The organism is Nitratifractor sp., assembly GCF_015487065.1.
GTDB lineage: Bacteria > Campylobacterota > Campylobacteria > Campylobacterales > Sulfurovaceae > Nitratifractor.
Map to the genome: position 1 here is coordinate 1 of NZ_WFQN01000010.1, position 17,894 is coordinate 17,894.

Annotated in this window: 15 protein-coding genes and 2 pseudogenes; 16 read left to right on the forward strand and 1 reads right to left on the reverse strand. The window is 57.9% G+C overall.

The annotated features are described in order from the left end of the window. The 3 genes and pseudogenes from F8I07_RS00410 to F8I07_RS00420 all read left to right on the forward strand — a co-directional run. Positions 1-252, forward strand: a pseudogene (locus F8I07_RS00410) (protein jag); the annotation flags it as partial. Continuing rightward, a complete protein-coding gene (gene mnmE, locus F8I07_RS00415) occupies positions 249-1,589 on the forward strand; it encodes a tRNA uridine-5-carboxymethylaminomethyl(34) synthesis GTPase MnmE (RefSeq protein ID WP_292654281.1) in 1,341 nt (446 codons plus the stop codon). The pseudogene F8I07_RS00410 and the gene mnmE, both read left to right, overlap by 4 nt. A gap of 120 nt (positions 1,590-1,709) precedes the next feature. Beyond that, on the forward strand, positions 1,710-2,306 hold the full coding sequence (locus F8I07_RS00420) for a carboxypeptidase-like regulatory domain-containing protein (protein ID WP_292654283.1): 597 nt from the start codon (positions 1,710-1,712) through the stop codon (positions 2,304-2,306). 299 nt (positions 2,307-2,605) lie between these two features. On the opposite strand, the gene tgt is transcribed toward F8I07_RS00420, so the two are convergent. Then, entirely contained in the window at positions 2,606-3,739 is a 1,134-nt protein-coding gene (tgt, locus tag F8I07_RS00425; protein ID WP_292654285.1) for a tRNA guanosine(34) transglycosylase Tgt, read from the reverse strand. 119 nt (positions 3,740-3,858) lie between these two features. Here tgt and F8I07_RS00430 point away from each other — a divergent pair, with 119 nt between their 5' ends. The 13 genes and pseudogenes from F8I07_RS00430 to F8I07_RS00490 form a co-directional block, all read left to right on the forward strand. Beyond that, on the forward strand, positions 3,859-5,280 hold the full coding sequence (locus F8I07_RS00430) for a COG3400 family protein (protein WP_292654287.1): 1,422 nt from the start codon (positions 3,859-3,861) through the stop codon (positions 5,278-5,280). 65 nt (positions 5,281-5,345) lie between these two features. Further along, a complete protein-coding gene (aroB, locus tag F8I07_RS00435) occupies positions 5,346-6,401 on the forward strand; it encodes a 3-dehydroquinate synthase (protein ID WP_292654289.1) in 1,056 nt (351 codons plus the stop codon). Continuing rightward, a complete protein-coding gene (locus F8I07_RS00440; protein ID WP_292654292.1) occupies positions 6,398-8,098 on the forward strand; it encodes a mechanosensitive ion channel domain-containing protein in 1,701 nt (566 codons plus the stop codon). Before aroB ends, F8I07_RS00440 begins: the two co-directional genes overlap by 4 nt. Beyond that, on the forward strand, positions 8,095-9,357 hold the full coding sequence (gene mtaB / locus F8I07_RS00445; protein ID WP_292654295.1) for a tRNA (N(6)-L-threonylcarbamoyladenosine(37)-C(2))-methylthiotransferase MtaB: 1,263 nt from the start codon (positions 8,095-8,097) through the stop codon (positions 9,355-9,357). The genes F8I07_RS00440 and mtaB overlap by 4 nt, the downstream gene beginning before the upstream one ends. After that, positions 9,338-10,993 (forward strand): AAA family ATPase, encoded by a 1,656-nt coding sequence (locus tag F8I07_RS00450; RefSeq protein ID WP_292654297.1) that lies wholly within the window; start codon positions 9,338-9,340, stop codon positions 10,991-10,993. Before mtaB ends, F8I07_RS00450 begins: the two co-directional genes overlap by 20 nt. Beyond that, complete coding sequence (bioV, locus tag F8I07_RS00455; protein WP_292654301.1) at positions 10,980-11,492, forward strand: pimelyl-ACP methyl ester esterase BioV; 513 nt, start codon at positions 10,980-10,982, stop codon at positions 11,490-11,492. The genes F8I07_RS00450 and bioV overlap by 14 nt, the downstream gene beginning before the upstream one ends. 179 nt (positions 11,493-11,671) lie before the next feature. Continuing rightward, complete coding sequence (locus F8I07_RS00460) at positions 11,672-12,517, forward strand: SDR family NAD(P)-dependent oxidoreductase (protein ID WP_292654304.1); 846 nt, start codon at positions 11,672-11,674, stop codon at positions 12,515-12,517. Between the two features lie 161 nt (positions 12,518-12,678). Beyond that, the gene (mog, locus tag F8I07_RS00465; RefSeq protein ID WP_292654307.1) at positions 12,679-13,212 is read left to right on the forward strand and encodes a molybdopterin adenylyltransferase; all 534 of its coding nucleotides are present in this window, start codon (positions 12,679-12,681) and stop codon (positions 13,210-13,212) included. 61 nt (positions 13,213-13,273) lie between these two features. Further along, positions 13,274-13,480 (forward strand): hypothetical protein, encoded by a 207-nt coding sequence (locus F8I07_RS00470; RefSeq protein WP_292654311.1) that lies wholly within the window; start codon positions 13,274-13,276, stop codon positions 13,478-13,480. A gap of 4 nt (positions 13,481-13,484) precedes the next feature. Continuing rightward, on the forward strand, positions 13,485-15,407 hold the full coding sequence (locus F8I07_RS00475; RefSeq protein WP_292654318.1) for a TIGR00341 family protein: 1,923 nt from the start codon (positions 13,485-13,487) through the stop codon (positions 15,405-15,407). Positions 15,408-15,586: 179 nt separating this feature from the next. Then, positions 15,587-15,871 carry a peptidase gene (locus F8I07_RS00480; protein WP_292654313.1) on the forward strand — a complete coding sequence of 95 codons (285 nt, stop codon included), beginning with the start codon at positions 15,587-15,589 and terminating at the stop codon, positions 15,869-15,871. After that, the gene (locus tag F8I07_RS00485) at positions 15,868-16,977 is read left to right on the forward strand and encodes a choloylglycine hydrolase family protein (RefSeq protein WP_292654316.1); all 1,110 of its coding nucleotides are present in this window, start codon (positions 15,868-15,870) and stop codon (positions 16,975-16,977) included. The genes F8I07_RS00480 and F8I07_RS00485 overlap by 4 nt, the downstream gene beginning before the upstream one ends. A gap of 280 nt (positions 16,978-17,257) precedes the next feature. Continuing rightward, positions 17,258-17,894 (forward strand): annotated as a pseudogene (locus tag F8I07_RS00490) (amidohydrolase); the annotation flags it as partial.

Consider the following 17,894-nt stretch of genomic DNA (forward strand, 5'->3'; position numbering starts at 1 on the left):
CTCTTCATCAAGCTGGAGATCGCCCAGTTCCTCTCGAGCCAGCAGGAGATGATCCGTCACTATATCCAGCCGGTGATCGAGCATGTGCGTCAGGAGGGGTGGGGACGGACCCGCCCCTTGGACGGGATCCTGGTCCAGATCGCTCTGGAGCAGCTTCGGGAGGAGTTCCCCGACAAATACGTCGCGATCAAGCGTCAGCGTGACGGCGGCCGCTACGTCCTCATCAACGAGTTCAACAACCGACGGCGATGAACGATACCATCGCGGCGATCGCCACGGCCCACGGTGTCGCCTCCATCTCCATCATCCGCCTCAGTGGTCCACGGGCTCCCGAGATCGCCCGCCGGATCGCTCCTTCCGCCTCTTTGCGTCCCCGCCACGCTCAGCTCTGTGACCTCTGTGATGCCGCCGGAGAGCTGATCGACCGGGGGATCGTCCTCTACTTCCAGGCGCCCCATTCCTATACGGGGGAGGAGATCGTGGAGTTCCAGACCCACGGCGGACTGGTGGTGGCGGAGCAGATCCTGGAGAGTGCGCGCGCTCACAGGGCCCGTTTGGCGGAACCGGGGGAGTTCAGCAAACGGGCATTCCTGAATGGCAAAATCGATCTGAGCGAAGCGGAGGCCATCGCCAAAATCATCGAAGCCAAAAGTGTCGATGCCGCCCGGATCCTGGCCCGTCAGATCAAGGGAGAGCTGGGTCGCTTCGTGGAGGAGAGCCGGGAGGCGCTGCTGCGGGCTCTGGCCCACTCCGAGGTGATGATCGACTATGCCGAAGAGGATATCCCCGAAGATCTGATCGAGGGGCTGAAGGAGCAGCTGACCGGCCTGCAGAGCTCCCTGGAACATATCGTCCAGAGCAGCCGCCGACGTCGGGGCCTCATCGAAGGCTTCCGTGTGGCCATCGTCGGCAAACCCAACGTCGGCAAAAGCTCTCTGCTCAACGCCCTGTTGAGCTACGAGCGGGCGATCGTCAGCGAGATCGCCGGGACCACCCGTGACACCATCGAAGAGCAGATCCGTATCGGCTCCCATATCGTGAGAATCATCGATACGGCGGGGATCCGGCGGACTGAAGACCGGGTGGAAAAGATCGGCGTGGAGCGCTCGCTGGCTTCCCTGGAAGAGGCGGAGATCGTTATCGCCCTTTTCGATGCCTCCCGCCCCTGGGACGAGGAGGACGAGGAGATCCTGAAACGGCTGGAGGATCTGCAGGACAAAGAGCTGATCGTGGCGCTTAACAAGACCGATCTCCCCCGCCGCCTGGAAGAGCCGAGGCTTGAGCGTTTTGCTCTCCTCGAGATCAGTGCCCGCCGGAACTTCGCCCATCTCCTGGAGGCTTTGGAGAAACATCTCGACAGTTTGGGCCGGGACGAGGAACTGATGCTGGCCTCCGCCCGGCAGATCGAGGCGGTCGAGGAGTGCGCCCGGCAGATCGCGGCGGCCCTTGCCCCTCTGTCGGCGGGGGAGTTGGAACTTTTCAGCTACCACATCCAGGAAGCGATCCGCGCCATCTCCCAGATCACCCGACCCTATGAGAGCGAGGAGATTCTGGACCGGATGTTCGGCGAGTTTTGCCTGGGGAAATGAGAGAAGATTACCCGGCAGAGTTTACCTTCTGTAATCTTGTTGGGGTATAATAAGCGGATCCGTAACTCTTTGTAAAAGAACAGAATTTTAGAATATCGAAGTAACGTCTAAGGAAGCAACGTGTCAAAAACAGCAAAAACATTTATTGCACTTCTGTCGCTTCTCCTGTTGAGCGGCTGTGTCCATCAGGAGCTGATTCTCCCCGGTGCCGGAGGCACATTCAGCAGCGGCGGTAACGAACAGTCCACGGTGGATGTCTCCGATCTCAATACCTCGGTCCAGAGTGAACAGGCGGTGCCCCGTATTCCTTTCCCGGTGGAGGAGTACAGCCGTCTGGCCCGCAGCGGGCGCGCGACAGTCAAAGGAACTCTCTCCGTCATCAATGCCAACGGAGAGCGGATCCTGGGCAAGCAGACCCGCCTCTATCTCAATCCGGTGACCAGTTACTCCCGCCAGTGGTACGAGCAGAGCTATCTGGGGGGCCGCAAGATGGACAAAGCCGATCCGAGGCTTTTCAACTACCTGCGCTTCACCACCTCCGATGCCACCGGTCATTTTGCCTTCTACGGTGTGCCGCCGGGGCAGTACTATGTGATCGGCGTAGTTCGCTGCGGGCAGGAGTGCGGCTATGACACCCCCCAGAATATCCGCGTCGCCAAAGAGGTCTCCGTAGGCAGCAGCGGGACCGTCAATGTGGAGCTGAGCAAGAACCTCTGATTGAATGAAGAATGAGGAGTGAGGAATTAGGAGTGAGGAGTTTCGGTTGGCGTTGCGATGCAACGCTTCTTTCGGAACCGGGAATTTATTCCCGGCAAAGGGTACAGAGGATATAAGGATTCATTCCCGCAAGGGGCAGGGCATAAGTCCTGTGTAGTTTCAATTAAAGGTTCATAAATCCCTTCGTCATTCCGGGCTTGACCCGGAATCCAGGGGCTTGAATGTCCATCAAATCGTGGATCCTAAATCGAGTTCAGGATGACGCGATCACAAGACTCTATTTTCAGAGCACTCAATGCTCAGCGCTCAGCATTTACCTTTCTCTTCCTATAAAACTCCCGTTTGAACTCCGCAAATTTTCCCGCCAGAATCGCTTCGCGCATTTGCCGCATCAGGTCCAGGTAGTAGTAGAGGTTGTGGATTGTGGCCAGGCGGAAGTAGGTGAGCTCCTTGGCCCGGAAGAGGTGGCGCAGGTAGGCCCGGGTGTAGGTACGGCAGACGATGCAGCCGCACTCGGGATCAATGGGTTCCTCGTCGGTGGTGTAGCGGGCCGCTTTGATGGTGACTTTGCCGAAGCTGGTAAAGAGCGTGCCGTTTCGGGCGTTGCGGGTGGGCATGACGCAGTCGAACATATCGACGCCCCGCTCGACGTTTTCCACCAGATCCTCGGGGGTCCCCACCCCCATCAGATAACGGGGCTTCTCCTCAGGCATGAAGGGGGTGGTCCACTCCACGGTCTCGTACATCTCCCGGTTGGCCTCTCCCACGCTGAGCCCTCCGATGGCGAAACCGTCGAAGTCCAGCGCGCAGAGTTCCTCGGCGGAGATTTTCCGAAAGGCCTTGTCGGTACCGCCTTGGATGATGGCGAAGATATTCTGATCGATCCCCACGCCTTCTTGCTGCTTTTGCCGATGATAGGCGATGGAGCGCTCAGCCCAGCGGGTGGTCCGCTCGATGCTCTCCCGGATCCGGTTTGGCTCGGCGGGCAGAGCCACCAGATCGTCCAGGATCATCATGATGTCCGAACCCAGGTTGTACTGGATGTCCAGGACCTTCTGGGGGGTGAAGTGGTGTTTGGAGCCGTCGATGTGGCTGCGGAAGGTGATCCCGTCCTCGGCATGGGTGACCCGGTCGCTGAGGCTGAAGGCCTGAAACCCCCCGCTGTCGGTCAAGAAGCTTTTGGGGAAGCGGGTGAAACCGTGGAGCCCGCCCATCTGCCGGACGATCGCGTCGCCGGGACGGAGATAGAGGTGGTAGGTGTTGCCCAGGATGATTTCGGGGCTCAGGTGGCTCTGGAGGTCCAGAGCGTCCAGGGCTTTGACCGCTCCGACGGTGCCTACCGGCATGAAGACGGGGGTGCGGATCACCGAGTGGGCCGTGGTCAGTGTGGCGGCTCTGGCGCGGCCGTCGGTAGCATCGATACGGAACTGCATTGTGCTATAATGCTCCCTTCGCAGCGCCCCGGTCTCCGCCGGAAAGCATGGTGGAAACCGACCATCCTTCCGGGGGGATCGAGGCAATCTTTGCCGGATTTTATCGAAAAAAGAGTGGAATGAAGAATATCCTCATACTGGCGGACGGCCTGGTGGCCGAAGAGTTCGTCCGGATTGTCAACAGCAAACGGATTGCCGATACCTCCTATACCGTCGTGACGCCCCGGGAGTTCGCCTTCCCCTCCAAACCGGTAGTGCCGATGGAGCGTCTCACTCTCGATCCCACCAGCTACAGCAAACTGCGTCAGCTCTTCAACCAGCACAATTTCTCCGTCGTCTTCATCCTCCTCGATACTCTGGAGGAGGCGGGAGAATCTCTCAAAAATATCCGGCGGATCGATGAGCGTATCCGGGTGGTTCTTCTGGACTCCTGGAACGCCTTTCGCAAACTCAAACAGAGCAGTACCCAGGTGCTCAACAGCAACGAAATGCTGGCCAACCAGCTCTACAATCTTCTCCCCGGTGTGCCGGTCATCGCCAGAAACGTCGGACTGGGGGAGGGGGAGATCATGGAGGTGATGGTCCCTTTCGGCAGCCCTTTCGCCTACCGTCATGTCGGGTCGATCCAGCAGATCAAGTGGCGGATCGCTGCCATCTACCGGGACAACAAACTGCTCCTGCCCAACAACGCCACGATGATCCGACCCCAGGATGTTCTGCTGCTGGTGGGCCGTCCCCAGGTGCTCAACAACCTTTTCCAGCGGATCCAGAAGCGTACCGGCATGTTCCCGGAGCCCTTCGGGCGCAACCTCTACCTTTTCCTGGATCTGAGCCGTGATCGGGAGCAGGCCAGAGCGTATCTGCGGGAGGCGCTCTATCTGCTGGATAAGCTCGAGGAGAGGGAACTGGTGATCCGGGTTGTCAATCCCGGTGATTTTTCGCTGCTGCAGGATATCCGGAGTCTGGAGTCGGAACGGGTGGATGTCCTGGTGGACTATACCGCCCAGAAGGGCAGTACCGTGCTGACCGGAGATATGCAGCGCTACGACGTGGGGCTGATCTTCCTCTCTCTGGAGTGCCTGCACAAAGAGGAACTTTTCGAACAGGTCCACGATCTGAGAAAGCTGGTCTACCTCTTCGGCGAAACGCCGCTGCCCCAGGTTCGCGAAGCGGTGATTCTCATGAGCGACGAGGAGGAGATGGAGGCGATCTCCTCCACCAGCTTCTACATCTCCGAGGCCCTGGGGCTCTCTCTCTGCCTCTGCTGCTTCGATCCCGAGGGAGATTTTGCCGCCGACAAACGGGTCGTGGAGCATTTCGAGAATCTCTCCCATATCTTCCACTATCCGATTAAGATCGAAGAGCGCCAGGCCAATCCCGTCCGGGAACTGGCCAAGATGGAGCATGTACTGCAGATTACCCCCTTTGTCCGGCGGCTCAAAAGCAAATGGCGCCTCCCTTTCCTCTCGACTGACGTGGACGATTATCTGCTGGAGAATATCCGACATCCCAAGCTTCTCGTCCCCGTGGAGATGGGCTGACTACCGCTTCAAACCAATTTTCCGCTAAAATATCTCTCATTCACCCCACCCGAAAGAGTGCCGAGATGATCGTCCCCATCGAGATCCGACAACCTGCCGTCAAACGTTACGATATCGTCATCGACGAGCTGCCTGAACTTCATTACGACCGCAAAGTGGCCATTGTCACCAATACCACGGTCGCCCCGCTGCATCTGGAGCGGGTCCTGGAGAAGCTGGAGGCGCCTCTGGTGGAGGTGATCGAGCTCCCCGACGGGGAGGAGTACAAGAGCATGGAGACGGTGCTTCAGATCCTGGACCGCCTCTTTGAAGCCCGCTTCGACCGCCGTTCGCTCCTGATCGCCCTGGGCGGCGGGGTGATCGGGGATATGACCGGATTCGCCGCCAGCCTCTACCAGCGGGGGATCGGTTTCGTCCAGATGCCCACGACACTGCTGAGCCAGGTGGATGCCAGCGTCGGGGGCAAGACCGGGGTCAACAACCGTTGGGGCAAGAATCTCATCGGGGCCTTCTACCAGCCTGAGGCGGTCTATATCGACCCGGCCTTTCTGACGACGCTGCCGGAGCGGGAGTATGCCGCCGGGATCGCCGAAGTGGTCAAGATGGCGGTGATGTTCGACCGGGAGTTTTTCGAGTTTCTGGAAGCAAGCGACCTGAAAGACCCGGCGGTAGCGGTGGAGATGATCGCCCGATCCGTCCGTCTCAAGGCCGACGTGGTCAATCAGGATGAAAAAGAGTCCGGCGTGCGTGCCGTGCTCAACTACGGCCACACCTTCGGCCATGTGATCGAGAACGAGACGGGCTACTCCCTCTATCTCCACGGCGAGGCGGTGGCCATCGGCATGGTCATGGCCAACGAACTGGCGACGAATCTGGGGCTGCTCAGCTGCCGGGAGGCGGAGCGGATCCGGGACCTGCTGCAGAAGTGGGGCCTGCCGGTGGAGTACACCGTCCGGGATCCCCGGGCGTTTTATGAACACTTCTATCTGGACAAAAAGAGCATGAACGACCGGATCAAGTTCGTCCTCCCCGGCGGGGGGATCGGCACCCATACGATGAGGGACGATATCCCGGCCGAGGAGGTGATCGCCGTCCTCGAACGCTTTGCGGAGGCAAAATGAAGCGAAAGATCCTGCTAGTCGCCGGAATAGTGCTCCTGACGAGTCTCGTCAGTTTCGCTGCTCCGGTCGCCGCTGTCAGGAACGGTAATGCGGCTGCAAAACCGGCGGACAACCGTAGCACGGTGCGCCTCTCTCCGGCGGGACAGAATCGTTTCGACCGATTGAAACAGCAACTTCAGAGTCTGGATCAAAAGAGCGACGCCGACAACATCTGGACCAAAATCTACAGCAGCTATGCCACTTACCAGCGGCTGAAGAAGCGTCAGGATGAGCTGATCCATGAGATCTTCAAACTCAAGCACAAACCCAAACTGACTCCTCAGGAGCAAAAGAAACTCGAAGCCTATATCCTCGAGCGCCAGACCAATGTGGGCAAGCTGCAACTCCTGAATGAATTTCAGCACGATCCCTTCAAGCGGCTTCTCGAACCGCCGGCAACGGGAGAGACGCCCCACATCGGCAATCCCTTCGGCATCATCACCGCCTTCAGTTATCTCAAAAAACTTCAAAGCGATCAGCAGCTTTATGCCGAAAATTTCCGCTCACTGGAACAGACGATCGATACGCTGCGCAAGGAGCAGGAATTGGTGCATCAGATGCTGCGCTACCGTCCTGACGATGCCCGGCTGAAACAGCGCCTGGCGACGCTGACCCACAAGCTGGATACCCTACTGCCTACCTACGAGATTTTCAAAACTACTTTGGAGGTCTACAACAAAAAGATCGAAGAGATCCGCCTCAAGGTGAGCGAAGAGATTCGCCGGGAGATTCACAAAGCCGCCACCATTGCCGGGATTCTACTCTTCCTTTTCATCCTCTTTCTGATCTTCAAGCATCTGGTCCGCAAGTATATGTCGGACAAGGAGAGCTTCTATACCGTCAACAAAGTGGCCAACCTTCTTTTCATCACGGTTCTGGTGATGGTCCTGCTCTTTGCCTACATCGAGAATGTCAACTATCTGGTGACGATCCTGGGCTTCGCCTCGGCGGGGATCGCCATCGCCATGAAGGACTGGTTCATGTCGATGATGGGCTGGTTCGTCATCGTGCTGGGTGGCAGCATCCATGTGGGCGACCGGATCAAAGTGGTCCGCAACGGCGCCGAATATGTGGGGGACGTGGTGGATATCTCCCTGCTGCGGATGACGGTCCAGGAGGATATCACCCTGACCACCTATATGCACAACCGCCGGGCAGGCCGGATCATCTTCGTCCCCAACAACTACATCTTCACCGACATGATCGCCAACTACTCCCACGCCGGGCTCAAGACGGTCTGGGACGGGATCGATTTCAACATCACCTACGATTCCGATGCCTCCAAAGCCGCCGCCATCGCCAAAGAGGTGGCCAAGAAATACTCCAAAGGCTACACCGACATCACCCGCAAACAGCTCAACAAGCTCCGCAGCAGCTACCACCTCAAAAACACCAACGTGGAGCCGAGGGTCTATACCTTCGTCGAGAGCTACGGGATCCGGGTCAGCGTCTGGTACCTCACCAACGCCTTCGCTACCCTGACGCTGCGCAGCACCATCAGCAGCGAGATCCTGGAGCGGATCCGGGAGGAGAAAGAGATCGCGTTGGCCTATCCCACCCAGTCGGTCTATATGCAGCGGCCGATCCCGCACCCCGAACTGCCTCCCGAAGTGCCGCAGGAGCCTGAGGAAACCGCCAGCAGAGAGGTCCCCCTGTGAGCCGGGAAAAGGTCTACTTCAAAACTTTCGGCTGCCGGACTAACCAGTTTGACACCCAGGTGATGATGAGCCGCCTGGAGGATTTCGACCTCTGCACCGAGGAGACGGAGGCCGACGTGGTCGTCGTCAATTCCTGCACCGTCACCAACGGGGCCGACGCCACGGTGCGGGGCTACATCAACGCCCTGAAGCGCCGCAATCCCAAGGCCCGCGTGGTCCTGGCGGGCTGCGGGGCCCATTCCAAAGGGGAGGAGCTCCTGGCCCAGGGGCGGGTCCACGGTGTCATGGGCCATTCGGAGAAAGAGCGGATCAACGAGATCCTCCACCGCCCCGAGGGCTTCTATGAGATCGGGGATCTGGAGCATGTGGACTCCACGGTCGTCAGCGAATTTGTCGGGAAGAGCCGGGCCTTCATCAAGATCCAGGAGGGATGTGATTTCCGCTGCAGCTACTGCATCATCCCCTTCGTCCGGGGCAACGCCCGCAGCCACGAGGAGAACCAGATCCTGGAGCAGGTGCGGCGTCTGGCCGCCAACGGTTTCGGCGAATTCATCCTCACCGGGACCAACGTCGGTAGCTACGGCCGGGACCGGGGAAGCTCCATGGCGCAGCTGCTCAAACGACTGAGCATGATCCGCGGAGTGCGCCGGATCCGCATCGGGAGCCTGGAGCCGATCCAGATCGACGCGGAGTTCAAGGAGCTGCTGGGCGAGCCCTGGATGGCGCGGCATTTGCATATCGCCCTGCAGCACACCTCCGACCGGATGCTGGAGCTGATGAACCGCCGCAACCGCTATCCTGAGGACCGGAAGCTCTTCGAGGAGCTGGCGGAGCGGGGCTACGCCCTGGGGACCGATTTCATCGTCGGGCATCCGGGAGAGGGTGAAGCGGAGTGGAGTGAAGCGATGGATCGGATCCGGGAGCTACCCCTGACTCATATCCACGCCTTCACCTATTCGCCCAGGGAGGGGACCGCTTCGGCGGGGATGGATCTGTCCAGAGTCCGGGGCGATATCGCCAAGGCCCGCCACCGGGAGTTGACCGAGACGATCCGGGGAAAAAACCTCCGCTTCCGCCGGGCACATACCCGGGATCTGACGGTTCTGGTCGAAAACGGCAGCGAGGGGATCTATCAGGGTTTCGATCAGTATTACAACAAGGTGAAGATCGAAAGCGACGAAGACCTGGCCAACACCTGGCTGCTGCTCAACGAAGTGGAAGCAGGCCAAAAGGAGAATCATGCCCGATTTTCGCTCTAAGAATTTCCGTATCATCGCCGGCCTGGTGGGCTTTTTGCTGGTCATCGGGCTTTTCCTGGCCCTACGCGACGGCTCCCGGCTCATCACCGGCGATCAGCTGGACCTCCTGGCCCAGAAGAAGCTCATCACCCGGATCGTCCGGGAGGATCCCTACCTCTATGTGCGTACCTCCAAGATGCTTTATCGGGTCCCCGTCTCGGCAGTGGATCTGAAAAAGGTGGGTCGGGAGTACCCCATCGAGATCCACAAAAAATGGGATATGCTCAATCTGGGACTGATTCTCCTGCTGCTGGTCCTGGTAGGGTTGGCGGTGGTGATCTACTACCTCTCCCGCCGGGACCGTCTGGAGACAGCACGCCGGGTTGAAACGGCGGAGGGGGAACGGGAGATTCCGGTTCGTGAGAGTATCACCCCCACCCGTTCCCGAGTCCGTTTCGACGATGTAGCCGGTAGTGAGGAGGTCAAGCGCGATCTGCGGGAGATCATCGATTTCCTCAAAAAACCGGCCCGCTACAAAAAGTTCGACATCCGCCTCCCCAAGGGGGTCCTGCTGGCGGGGCCTCCGGGGGTGGGCAAGACCCTGATGGCCAAGGCGGTGGCCGGCGAGGCCGGTGTTCCCTTCTTCTACCAGAGCGGTGCCAATATCGTAGAGATCTACGTGGGGATGGGCCCGCGGCGGGTCCACGAGCTTTTCCAGGCGGCCAAAAAAGCGGCGCCGGCGATCATCTTCATCGACGAGATAGACGCCGTGGGTCGCCACCGGGGAAGCCTGCGCAACGAGGAGCGGGAAGCGACCCTCAATCAGCTCCTGACCGAGATGGACGGCTTCGAGAGCGACAGCGGCGTGATCGTCATGGCGGCCACCAACCGGATCGAGATGCTCGATCAGGCGCTCCTGCGCCCCGGCCGTTTCGATCGGCGGGTCCACCTCTCCCTGCCCGATATGGAGGATCGCCGGAAGATTCTGGAGCTCTATCTCCGCGGCAAACCCCACGAGCTGGACCTGGAGGAGCTGGCCCGTTCCACGGTGGGCTTCAGCGCGGCGGCCCTTTCCACCCTGGTCAACGAAGCGGCACTGCACGCCCTGCGACGGGTCGGCAAGCAGATCGAAGAGGAGGATTTCGAGGCGGTACGCGAGACGGTGATCTCCGGCAAGCGCAGGATTCTGAGTTTCTCCGAAGAGGAACGCCGGATCCAGGCGGTCTATCAGTCGGGCAAAGCCCTGGTGGCCACCTGGCTGGATGTGCCTTACGAAATGATCGGCATCGTCACCACCCGGATGCGGGAGGCGGAGCGGGAGATCAACTCCCGGAGCGACCTGATGGCCAGGATCAAGGTGCTTCTGGCAGGCTCCGCCGCTACCCAGGCCGTCTTCGGCGAACAGTACAGCAATGCCGCTGAGGACCAGGCGGCCGCCATTGCCGAAGCGAGGCGACTGATCCATGACTACGGGATGGGAGAGCATCTGATAGCGAGAGAGGAGGAGGTGGAGAAACTTCTGACGGAGCTTTACCGGGAGGCGGAGGCGATGCTTCTCAAGCTGCGCCAGGCCCGCGAAGCCATCGAAGCCTGGCTGCTGGAGCACGAAAACATCCGTGAGGAGGAGGCGAGGAGGATCCTGCGTGATCTATTTTAGCGGTTTCAGCCTGGAAGGGGAGGCGGAGCTCTTCTCCGACTGGCTGGTGCAAAGTGACTACGCCGTCGCCGGCTTCAGCTACGGGGCGATCCGGGCGTTGGAATACGCCCTGGCGACTCCCCACCGGATCGACCGTCTGCTTCTCTTCTCTCCCGCCTTTTTCCAGAGCAAAAAAGAGCGCTTCATTACCCTGCAGCTAGAGGCTTTCCGCAAAGACCCCGAAAGTTATCGCCGAAACTTCCTCACCCGCGCCGTCTCTCCGGCCCTGATCGACCTGAACCCCTACCTCAAAGAGGGAACGTTCGAAGAGCTGGAGGAGCTGCTGCGCTACCGCTGGGAGGAGGAAAAACTCCAGAAGCTTCGAGAGCGGGGGACGGTGATCGAGGTTTTCATCGGAGAGAAAGACCGGATCATCGACGCCAAAGGGGCACTGGAGTTTTTCATTCCCCTGGCTACGGCCACCTACCGCTTTCGGGAGGCGGGGCACTTTCTGAGGTGAATTTTGGATTTTGGATGATGGATTGTATAGAATATTGGGTTCTCTGAAAACTGAGTCAAAACGATTTGTCATCCTGAACTCGATTTAGGATCTACAGCATAGTGGGCATTCCGAGCCTTGGATTCCGGATCAAGTCCGGAATGACGGATTTTTTCAGAGGCCTAAATCGAAAATGGAGAATGGAGAATGAGAATATGAATGTTCAGGAGACGGCAAATCCTGTTGTCGTCATCACCGGCTGTTCCAGCGGGATCGGGCGGGTGACGGCGGAGTATCTGCACCAGAGGCTCTGCCGGGTCTATCCGACGGCGCGGACCGACGAGGAGGTGGCGGAGCTTCGGGCAGCGGGGTTCGAGGGGGCGATGCGGCTGGATGTGCGCAAGCCCGAGGAGATCGCCGCGGTGATCCGGGAGGTCCTTTCAAAAGAAGGCAGGATCGATGTCTGGTTCAACAACGCCGGCTACGGCCAACTGGGGGCGGTGGAGGATCTGCCTGCCGAGGCGCTGCGGGAGCAGTTCGAGACCAACGTCATCGGCCTGCACGAGTGCACCCGTCAGATTTTGAGGGTGATGCGTCGTCAGGGCGGTGGCAAGATCATTCAGCACAGCTCGGTCCTGGGACTGATAGCCCTGCCCATGCGGGGGGGCTACAACGCCAGCAAATATGCCGTCGAAGGGCTCACCGACACCCTGCGGTTGGAGCTGGAGGGGTCAAATATCCATGTGAGCCTCCTCAATACCGGCCCCGTTACCAGCAACTTCCGCGCCAATGCCATCAAGACCCTGGAGCGGATCGACATCGAAGGCTCCCGCTGGCGCGGTTTCTACCGCAAGGCCCTCCGGGGTGAGAGCCGGAAGGTCCCTTTCAACCTGCCCCCAGAGGCAGTGGCGTCGGTGGTTCATCGGATCATCCTCAGCGACCGTCCCGCTCCCCGTTACTATATCACCAAGGCCACCTGGATATTCGGTATCGCCAAGCGGGTTTTGAGTACCCGGTTGCTGGATAGAGTGCTTTTGAAGGTATAATCATAGAGTGTTGTGCATGGGGGATTCGTCATCCTGAACTTGATTCAGGATCCACAGAATGTTCGGTAATTTAACCCCTGGATTCCGGATCGCGTCCGGAATGACGAGAATTTTTAAGCTCTTGATTTTTTCAGATATTCTATAGTCATAAGGAGTCAACGATGGACAAGATAAATATCGGGGTCGTCACCACGAGTGACCGGGCCAGCCAGGGGATTTACGAGGACGAATCAGGCAAGGCGATCATGGAGACGATGCAGGAGTATCTCAAGAACGAGATCGAGTTCTATTACCGGTGCGTCCCGGATGAGCGGCACATCATCGAAGAGGCGCTGCTGGACCTCTCCCGGGACAAAAAGTGCGATCTGGTGGTTACTACCGGCGGAACCGGTCCGGCACCGCGGGATGTGACGGTGGATGCGACCCTGGCGGTCTGTGACAAGATTTTGCCGGGCTTCGGGGAGCAGATGCGGGCGGTGAGCCTGCAGTATGTCCCCACGGCGATTCTCTCCCGCCAGACGGCAGGGGTCTGCTGCAACTCTCTGATTATCAACCTGCCCGGCAAACCCAAATCGATCCGGGAGTGCCTGGATGCGGTCTTCCCCGCCGTGCCCTACTGTCTCGATCTGATCGGGGCGGGCTATATGGTGACCAACGACGGGGTGATCCAGGCCTTCCGGCCGAAAACAAAGTGATGAATGATTAATGATGAATGGTGAATGATTTTGGTTGGGATTTATTAAAAGGAGTCATGGCGTGGAGATAGAATTTATTGAAAAGAAGTTCAACGAGATATTCCGGGAACTGGAAAAGGAGGTGATGGAGATTTTGCAGGATCAGAGCCTGGACAAGAAAAACACCAACCTGCGGATGAAGCCTCTGAGCTCCACGAAGCAGATCCTGCAAAACGCCATCGAGAGTATCCGCCTAGTGGACCGGCTCGACAAAGAGGGCAGAGAGTAGCGTGATGGGGAGTGGAGAAGAGAAGCAGAGTATAAAAGAGCAGCAGCGAAGATTTTTTGTCTATGAAGCTGACGATGAAACACTGACACAAGAACTTTTGAACTCTTTCAGTGAATCGGGATGGACGCCGATCGATGGCCGAAGGTTTCACTCTGCGAAGGTAAGGGAGGGGGATTGTGTTGCGGTTTACGGCTCGCTGAACTATATCAAAACTATGATTATCAGTGCCGAGAGGGAGAGTTTTACAATCGGGATCCTTCCCACACCCAAGCAGAGACGTCTGCAAAGGTTGCTTGGACTGCCCGATGATCCTGCCGAAGCCATGGAGATCCTGGCGGCGGCTCAACCTAAGCCTCTGGACCTGCTCTATGCAGGCAAGAATCTGGTTTTCTACAACGCCCTGGTAGGAGAGGCGCCTCCGCTCGCCTTTCATAACGCTTTTATGAACGATGATCTGGAGCAGAACAAGCTGGAGCTCTTTTTTGAAGCCATGGCGAGGCTGCGGGATCTGAGAAAGGTTCGTGCGGATGTCACCACGGCCAAAGGACAATCCTTTGAAACCGCATTGACCGGTGTCCTGGTCTTCAACCGAGAGTCGAGCACCTTCGCTTCCAACCTTTTGCAGGACAGCAGCTACAACGACGGTCAGCTGCGGGCATTTCTGATCTCTCCGCTCTCCATTGTCTCCTACATTCATCATCTTTTCGTCACGATCTATGCGCGTTTTCGTCAACAATCCCTGCCCGACTCTGTCGGATTGGTAAAAAGCCAGTCGCTGAGTATCCAGTGCGATCCTCCGCTCAATGTGGCGGTGGACGGCGTTGATATCGGGACGACACCGGTGGAGTTTCAGGTCCATCCCAAAGCGGTCCGCTTTTGTGCCGCCGAGGGTTTCTGGGAACATAACCATCCCACCCAGAATGACAAAGAAACGCTGCGTATCGATCATCTTCCTCAGGGGGATGAGGCGGTGGATTATGCCCGCAAACGTCTCCCCTTCCTGACCCATGCCAGCGAGCAGGAGTATCGGGAGCTCTTTGCGGCGTTGCGCCAGGAGGGGAGACTTACCGGCACCTTTATGATGCTGATGATCCTGAGCACCCTGCTGGCGACGGTGGGCCTTTTCCTCAACAGTGCCTCGGTCGTTATCGGCGCGATGCTCCTGGCACCTCTGATGCAGCCTATTGTGACCTTCTCCATGGGGATGCTGCGCTGGGACGCTTCTCTGGCCTATGGATCACTTCGGACCGTTGCCGCCGGGGTGGGACTGGTTCTGGTGAGCGCCATGAGTGTCGCCTGGCTGTTGCCTTTTCGTGAGGTGACGTCAGAGATGGCGGGGCGTCTTCACCCGACGCTTTTGGACCTGATGGTGGCGGTAGTCTCCGGTATTGCCGCCGCCTATGCCAAAAACAATCCGAAAATCAGCGGTTCCCTGGTCGGGGTAGCCATTGCCGTAGCCTTGGTTCCTCCTCTCTCCATGGCAGGTATCGGATTGGGGTGGGGAAATCTGCCCATGTTCTACCACGCACTGCTGCTTTTTCTGACCAACTTTGCCGGGATTGTCCTGGCGGCAGCCCTGGTTTTCATGCTGATGGGGTTTTCTCCACTGTATCGAGCGAAAAAGGGTCTCACTTTCGGGATTATCATTGTGGCCCTAGTGGCAGTGCCCTTGACCCTCTCTTTCCGTCAGATGGCGAGGGACGCTGAACTGATCCATCGACTCGAAACGCACCGCTTCCTTATCGGAGGCAAAGAGGCGCGCATCGACCGTTTGGAGATGAGACACGGGAAGATGGATCGGCTGATCTGCGATCTGGTGGTCTCCAGCCCTCTCAACAGCAGTGAAGTGCACCAGTTGAAACAAGAGATCGACACGTTGGCAGGCGAGCCCCTCCAGCTTGAGTTTGTTCAACGGATTCGACTCTGAAACTGTTGTCTTCAAAAAGTTTGAGACAGCAGGTTGCCAATACAAAAATCTAATTGCTTATCACTCTTATCCATCTTCTCTCCTTTCATTTGGTCCATAAAACAGGTATAGTATGTGAGATAAAGTAAGAAGGAGGGTAGGTGTGCACACCTCTTTTTTTTGCTGGAAAGGAGGGGTCAATGGTCAAAATTGCCGAATCAGCTATTTTTTTCGTTCTGCTGACGTTCACTGCCTGCGGTCAGCCGAAGGAGGGTGACAAAAATCAGGAAACTGTTGCCCCGCAGCAGGGCAAGACCGGATCGGATCGTGATGCCCACGGCTGCATCGGCAGCGCGGGCTATCATTGGTGCGAACGGATCGACAAGTGCGTTCGTCCCTGGGAACTGGCCAAAGAGGTAGGTTTCAACAAGGACGAAAAGACTTTCGAGAAATTCTGTCAACCAAAACAAAAGGAGAAACAATGAATTTGAAAAAACGAAGCGTCGCCATGGTGGCGGCATTGGCCCTGACTCTGGGCATCACGACGGCTGATGCCTGTACCGGTATCCGGCTCAAGGCCAAAGACGGTACGGTCGTTCACGCCCGGACCCTGGAGTTCGCCGTGGACCTCAAGTCCAACGTCGTAGTCATTCCCCGGAACTATCAGCGCAGCGGTACCACTCCCGACGGCAAGAAGGGGTTGCAGTGGAAGACCAAGTACGCCACCATCGGCGCCAACGGTGTGGATCTGCCCTATATCTTCGACGGCCTGAACGAAAAAGGGCTGGCGGTCGGAACCTTCTATTTCCCCGGAACGGCGAAGTATATGCCCTACAGCGACGCCGTGGCTTCCAAGACCATCGCTCCCTGGGAGTTCGGTTCCTGGGTCCTGGAAAATTTCGCCACAGTCGACGAAGTACGCAAAAACATCGACAAAGTAGTCGTTCCCTCCGTCGTGCTCAAAGCCTGGGGGTTCGCTCCTCCGGTACACTATGTCGTCCATGACGCCAGCGGCAAGAGCATCGTCATCGAGTTCGTCAAGGGCAAACCCGTGATCTACGACAACCCTCTGGGTGTTATGGCCAACTCTCCCACTTTCGATTGGCACATGACCAACCTGCGTAACTACATCAACGTTTCACTCAAGCCGGTCAAAGAGCTCAAGGTCGGCGGCGTGGTTCTCAAGCCCTTTGGAATGGGAGCGGGTATGCACGGGGTCCCCGGCGACTTCACGCCTCCCTCCCGTTTCGTTCGCGCCGCGCTCTTCAGCCATGCGGTCTTCCAGCCCAAGACCGGCGATGATGCCGTTCTGGAAGCCTTCCATATCCTCAACAACTTCGACATCCCCCGCGGAACCGTCCGGGAAGAAAAGAAGGACGAGCATGGCAACGTGGAAGCGGACTACACTGTCTGGACCAGCGCCAACGACCTCAAGCGCAAGCGCTTCTACTTCCGCACTTACAACGACTCCCGGATTCGTATGATCGACCTGAACAAGTTTGACCTCAACGCCAAAAACATCGTTGTCATCCCCATGGATAGCAAGGAAGAGATCAAAGAGTTGACGATCAAAGACGCCGTCAAAAAATAAAGCGTCCTAGATCCGATCGTCGCGGGGCTTTCCCGCGGCGTTTTCGTAATAGAGCCTTCCGAAAAATCTTCGATACAATGAAACTTCGACCTGGCAGAGAAATTGAGCGCTCTGTCCCTCCGGTTTCACTCGACAGCTCTGGCAGTCGCAAACGCAAGCGCCCGTTTCACGGGTAGAGTGCTCCTTTGTCGTCATCGAGTGAAACCTCCTCGTCGTTTGAAAGACCGGAAGTTTTTTCGGAACGCTCGATTCCTATCAATCAATAAAAAAGTGAGAACAGATGAAACGTAGAACCTTCCTCCAGGGGACCCTGGGGATTCTGGCCGGCAGTACGCTCCTCAGCGCAGAAGAGAAAGCGAAAGGGGTCACCCTCCAGGAAGTGGCGATGGGGATGAAGGTCCTGCCGGAGGTGCAGATCTATACCGCCGGTAAGATCCACACCATGGACCCCACCAATCCCAGCGCCGAAGCGATCGCCGTCCAGGGGGATCGGATTCTGGCCGTCGGCAGACTCAAGGAGCTGCAAAAGGCCCTCAAGGACCAGCCCTACCGCATCGACCGCCGCTTCGAGGACAAGGTCATCGTCCCGGGCTTCGTCGCTCAGCACGTCCACCCCTTCCTCGGGGCGCTTTCGATGGAGTCGACGATCATCTCCATCGAAGATTGGGCCCTGCCCAGCGGCTATGTCAAAAAGGCCGAAGGGCACGGAGAGTACATCTCCCGTATCAAGAAGGCTCTGGCCAAGCTGGACAAGGAAGATCCCGAAAAGAAAAAACCTCTCTTCACCTGGGGATTTCACCAGACCTTCCACGGGGCGCTCAACCGTGGCGTTCTCGATCAAGTCGAAAAGAAACGCCCCATCTTCGTCTGGCACCGCTCCTGCCATGAGTTCATCCTCAACAGCGGCGCGATGCAGC

Coding starts and splice junctions, on each gene's coding strand:
- tgt (WP_292654285.1), bottom strand. CDS start 3,739: ATGCAGTTCCGTATCGATGCTACCGACGGCCGCGCCAGAGCCGCCACA.
- mnmE (WP_292654281.1), top strand. CDS start 249: ATGAACGATACCATCGCGGCGATCGCCACGGCCCACGGTGTCGCCTCC.
- F8I07_RS00480 (WP_292654313.1), top strand. CDS start 15,587: ATGGTCAAAATTGCCGAATCAGCTATTTTTTTCGTTCTGCTGACGTTC.
- F8I07_RS00475 (WP_292654318.1), top strand. CDS start 13,485: ATGGGGAGTGGAGAAGAGAAGCAGAGTATAAAAGAGCAGCAGCGAAGA.
- F8I07_RS00430 (WP_292654287.1), top strand. CDS start 3,859: ATGAAGAATATCCTCATACTGGCGGACGGCCTGGTGGCCGAAGAGTTC.
- mog (WP_292654307.1), top strand. CDS start 12,679: ATGGACAAGATAAATATCGGGGTCGTCACCACGAGTGACCGGGCCAGC.
- F8I07_RS00440 (WP_292654292.1), top strand. CDS start 6,398: ATGAAGCGAAAGATCCTGCTAGTCGCCGGAATAGTGCTCCTGACGAGT.
- F8I07_RS00485 (WP_292654316.1), top strand. CDS start 15,868: ATGAATTTGAAAAAACGAAGCGTCGCCATGGTGGCGGCATTGGCCCTG.
- F8I07_RS00450 (WP_292654297.1), top strand. CDS start 9,338: ATGCCCGATTTTCGCTCTAAGAATTTCCGTATCATCGCCGGCCTGGTG.
- aroB (WP_292654289.1), top strand. CDS start 5,346: ATGATCGTCCCCATCGAGATCCGACAACCTGCCGTCAAACGTTACGAT.
- F8I07_RS00460 (WP_292654304.1), top strand. CDS start 11,672: ATGGAGAATGAGAATATGAATGTTCAGGAGACGGCAAATCCTGTTGTC.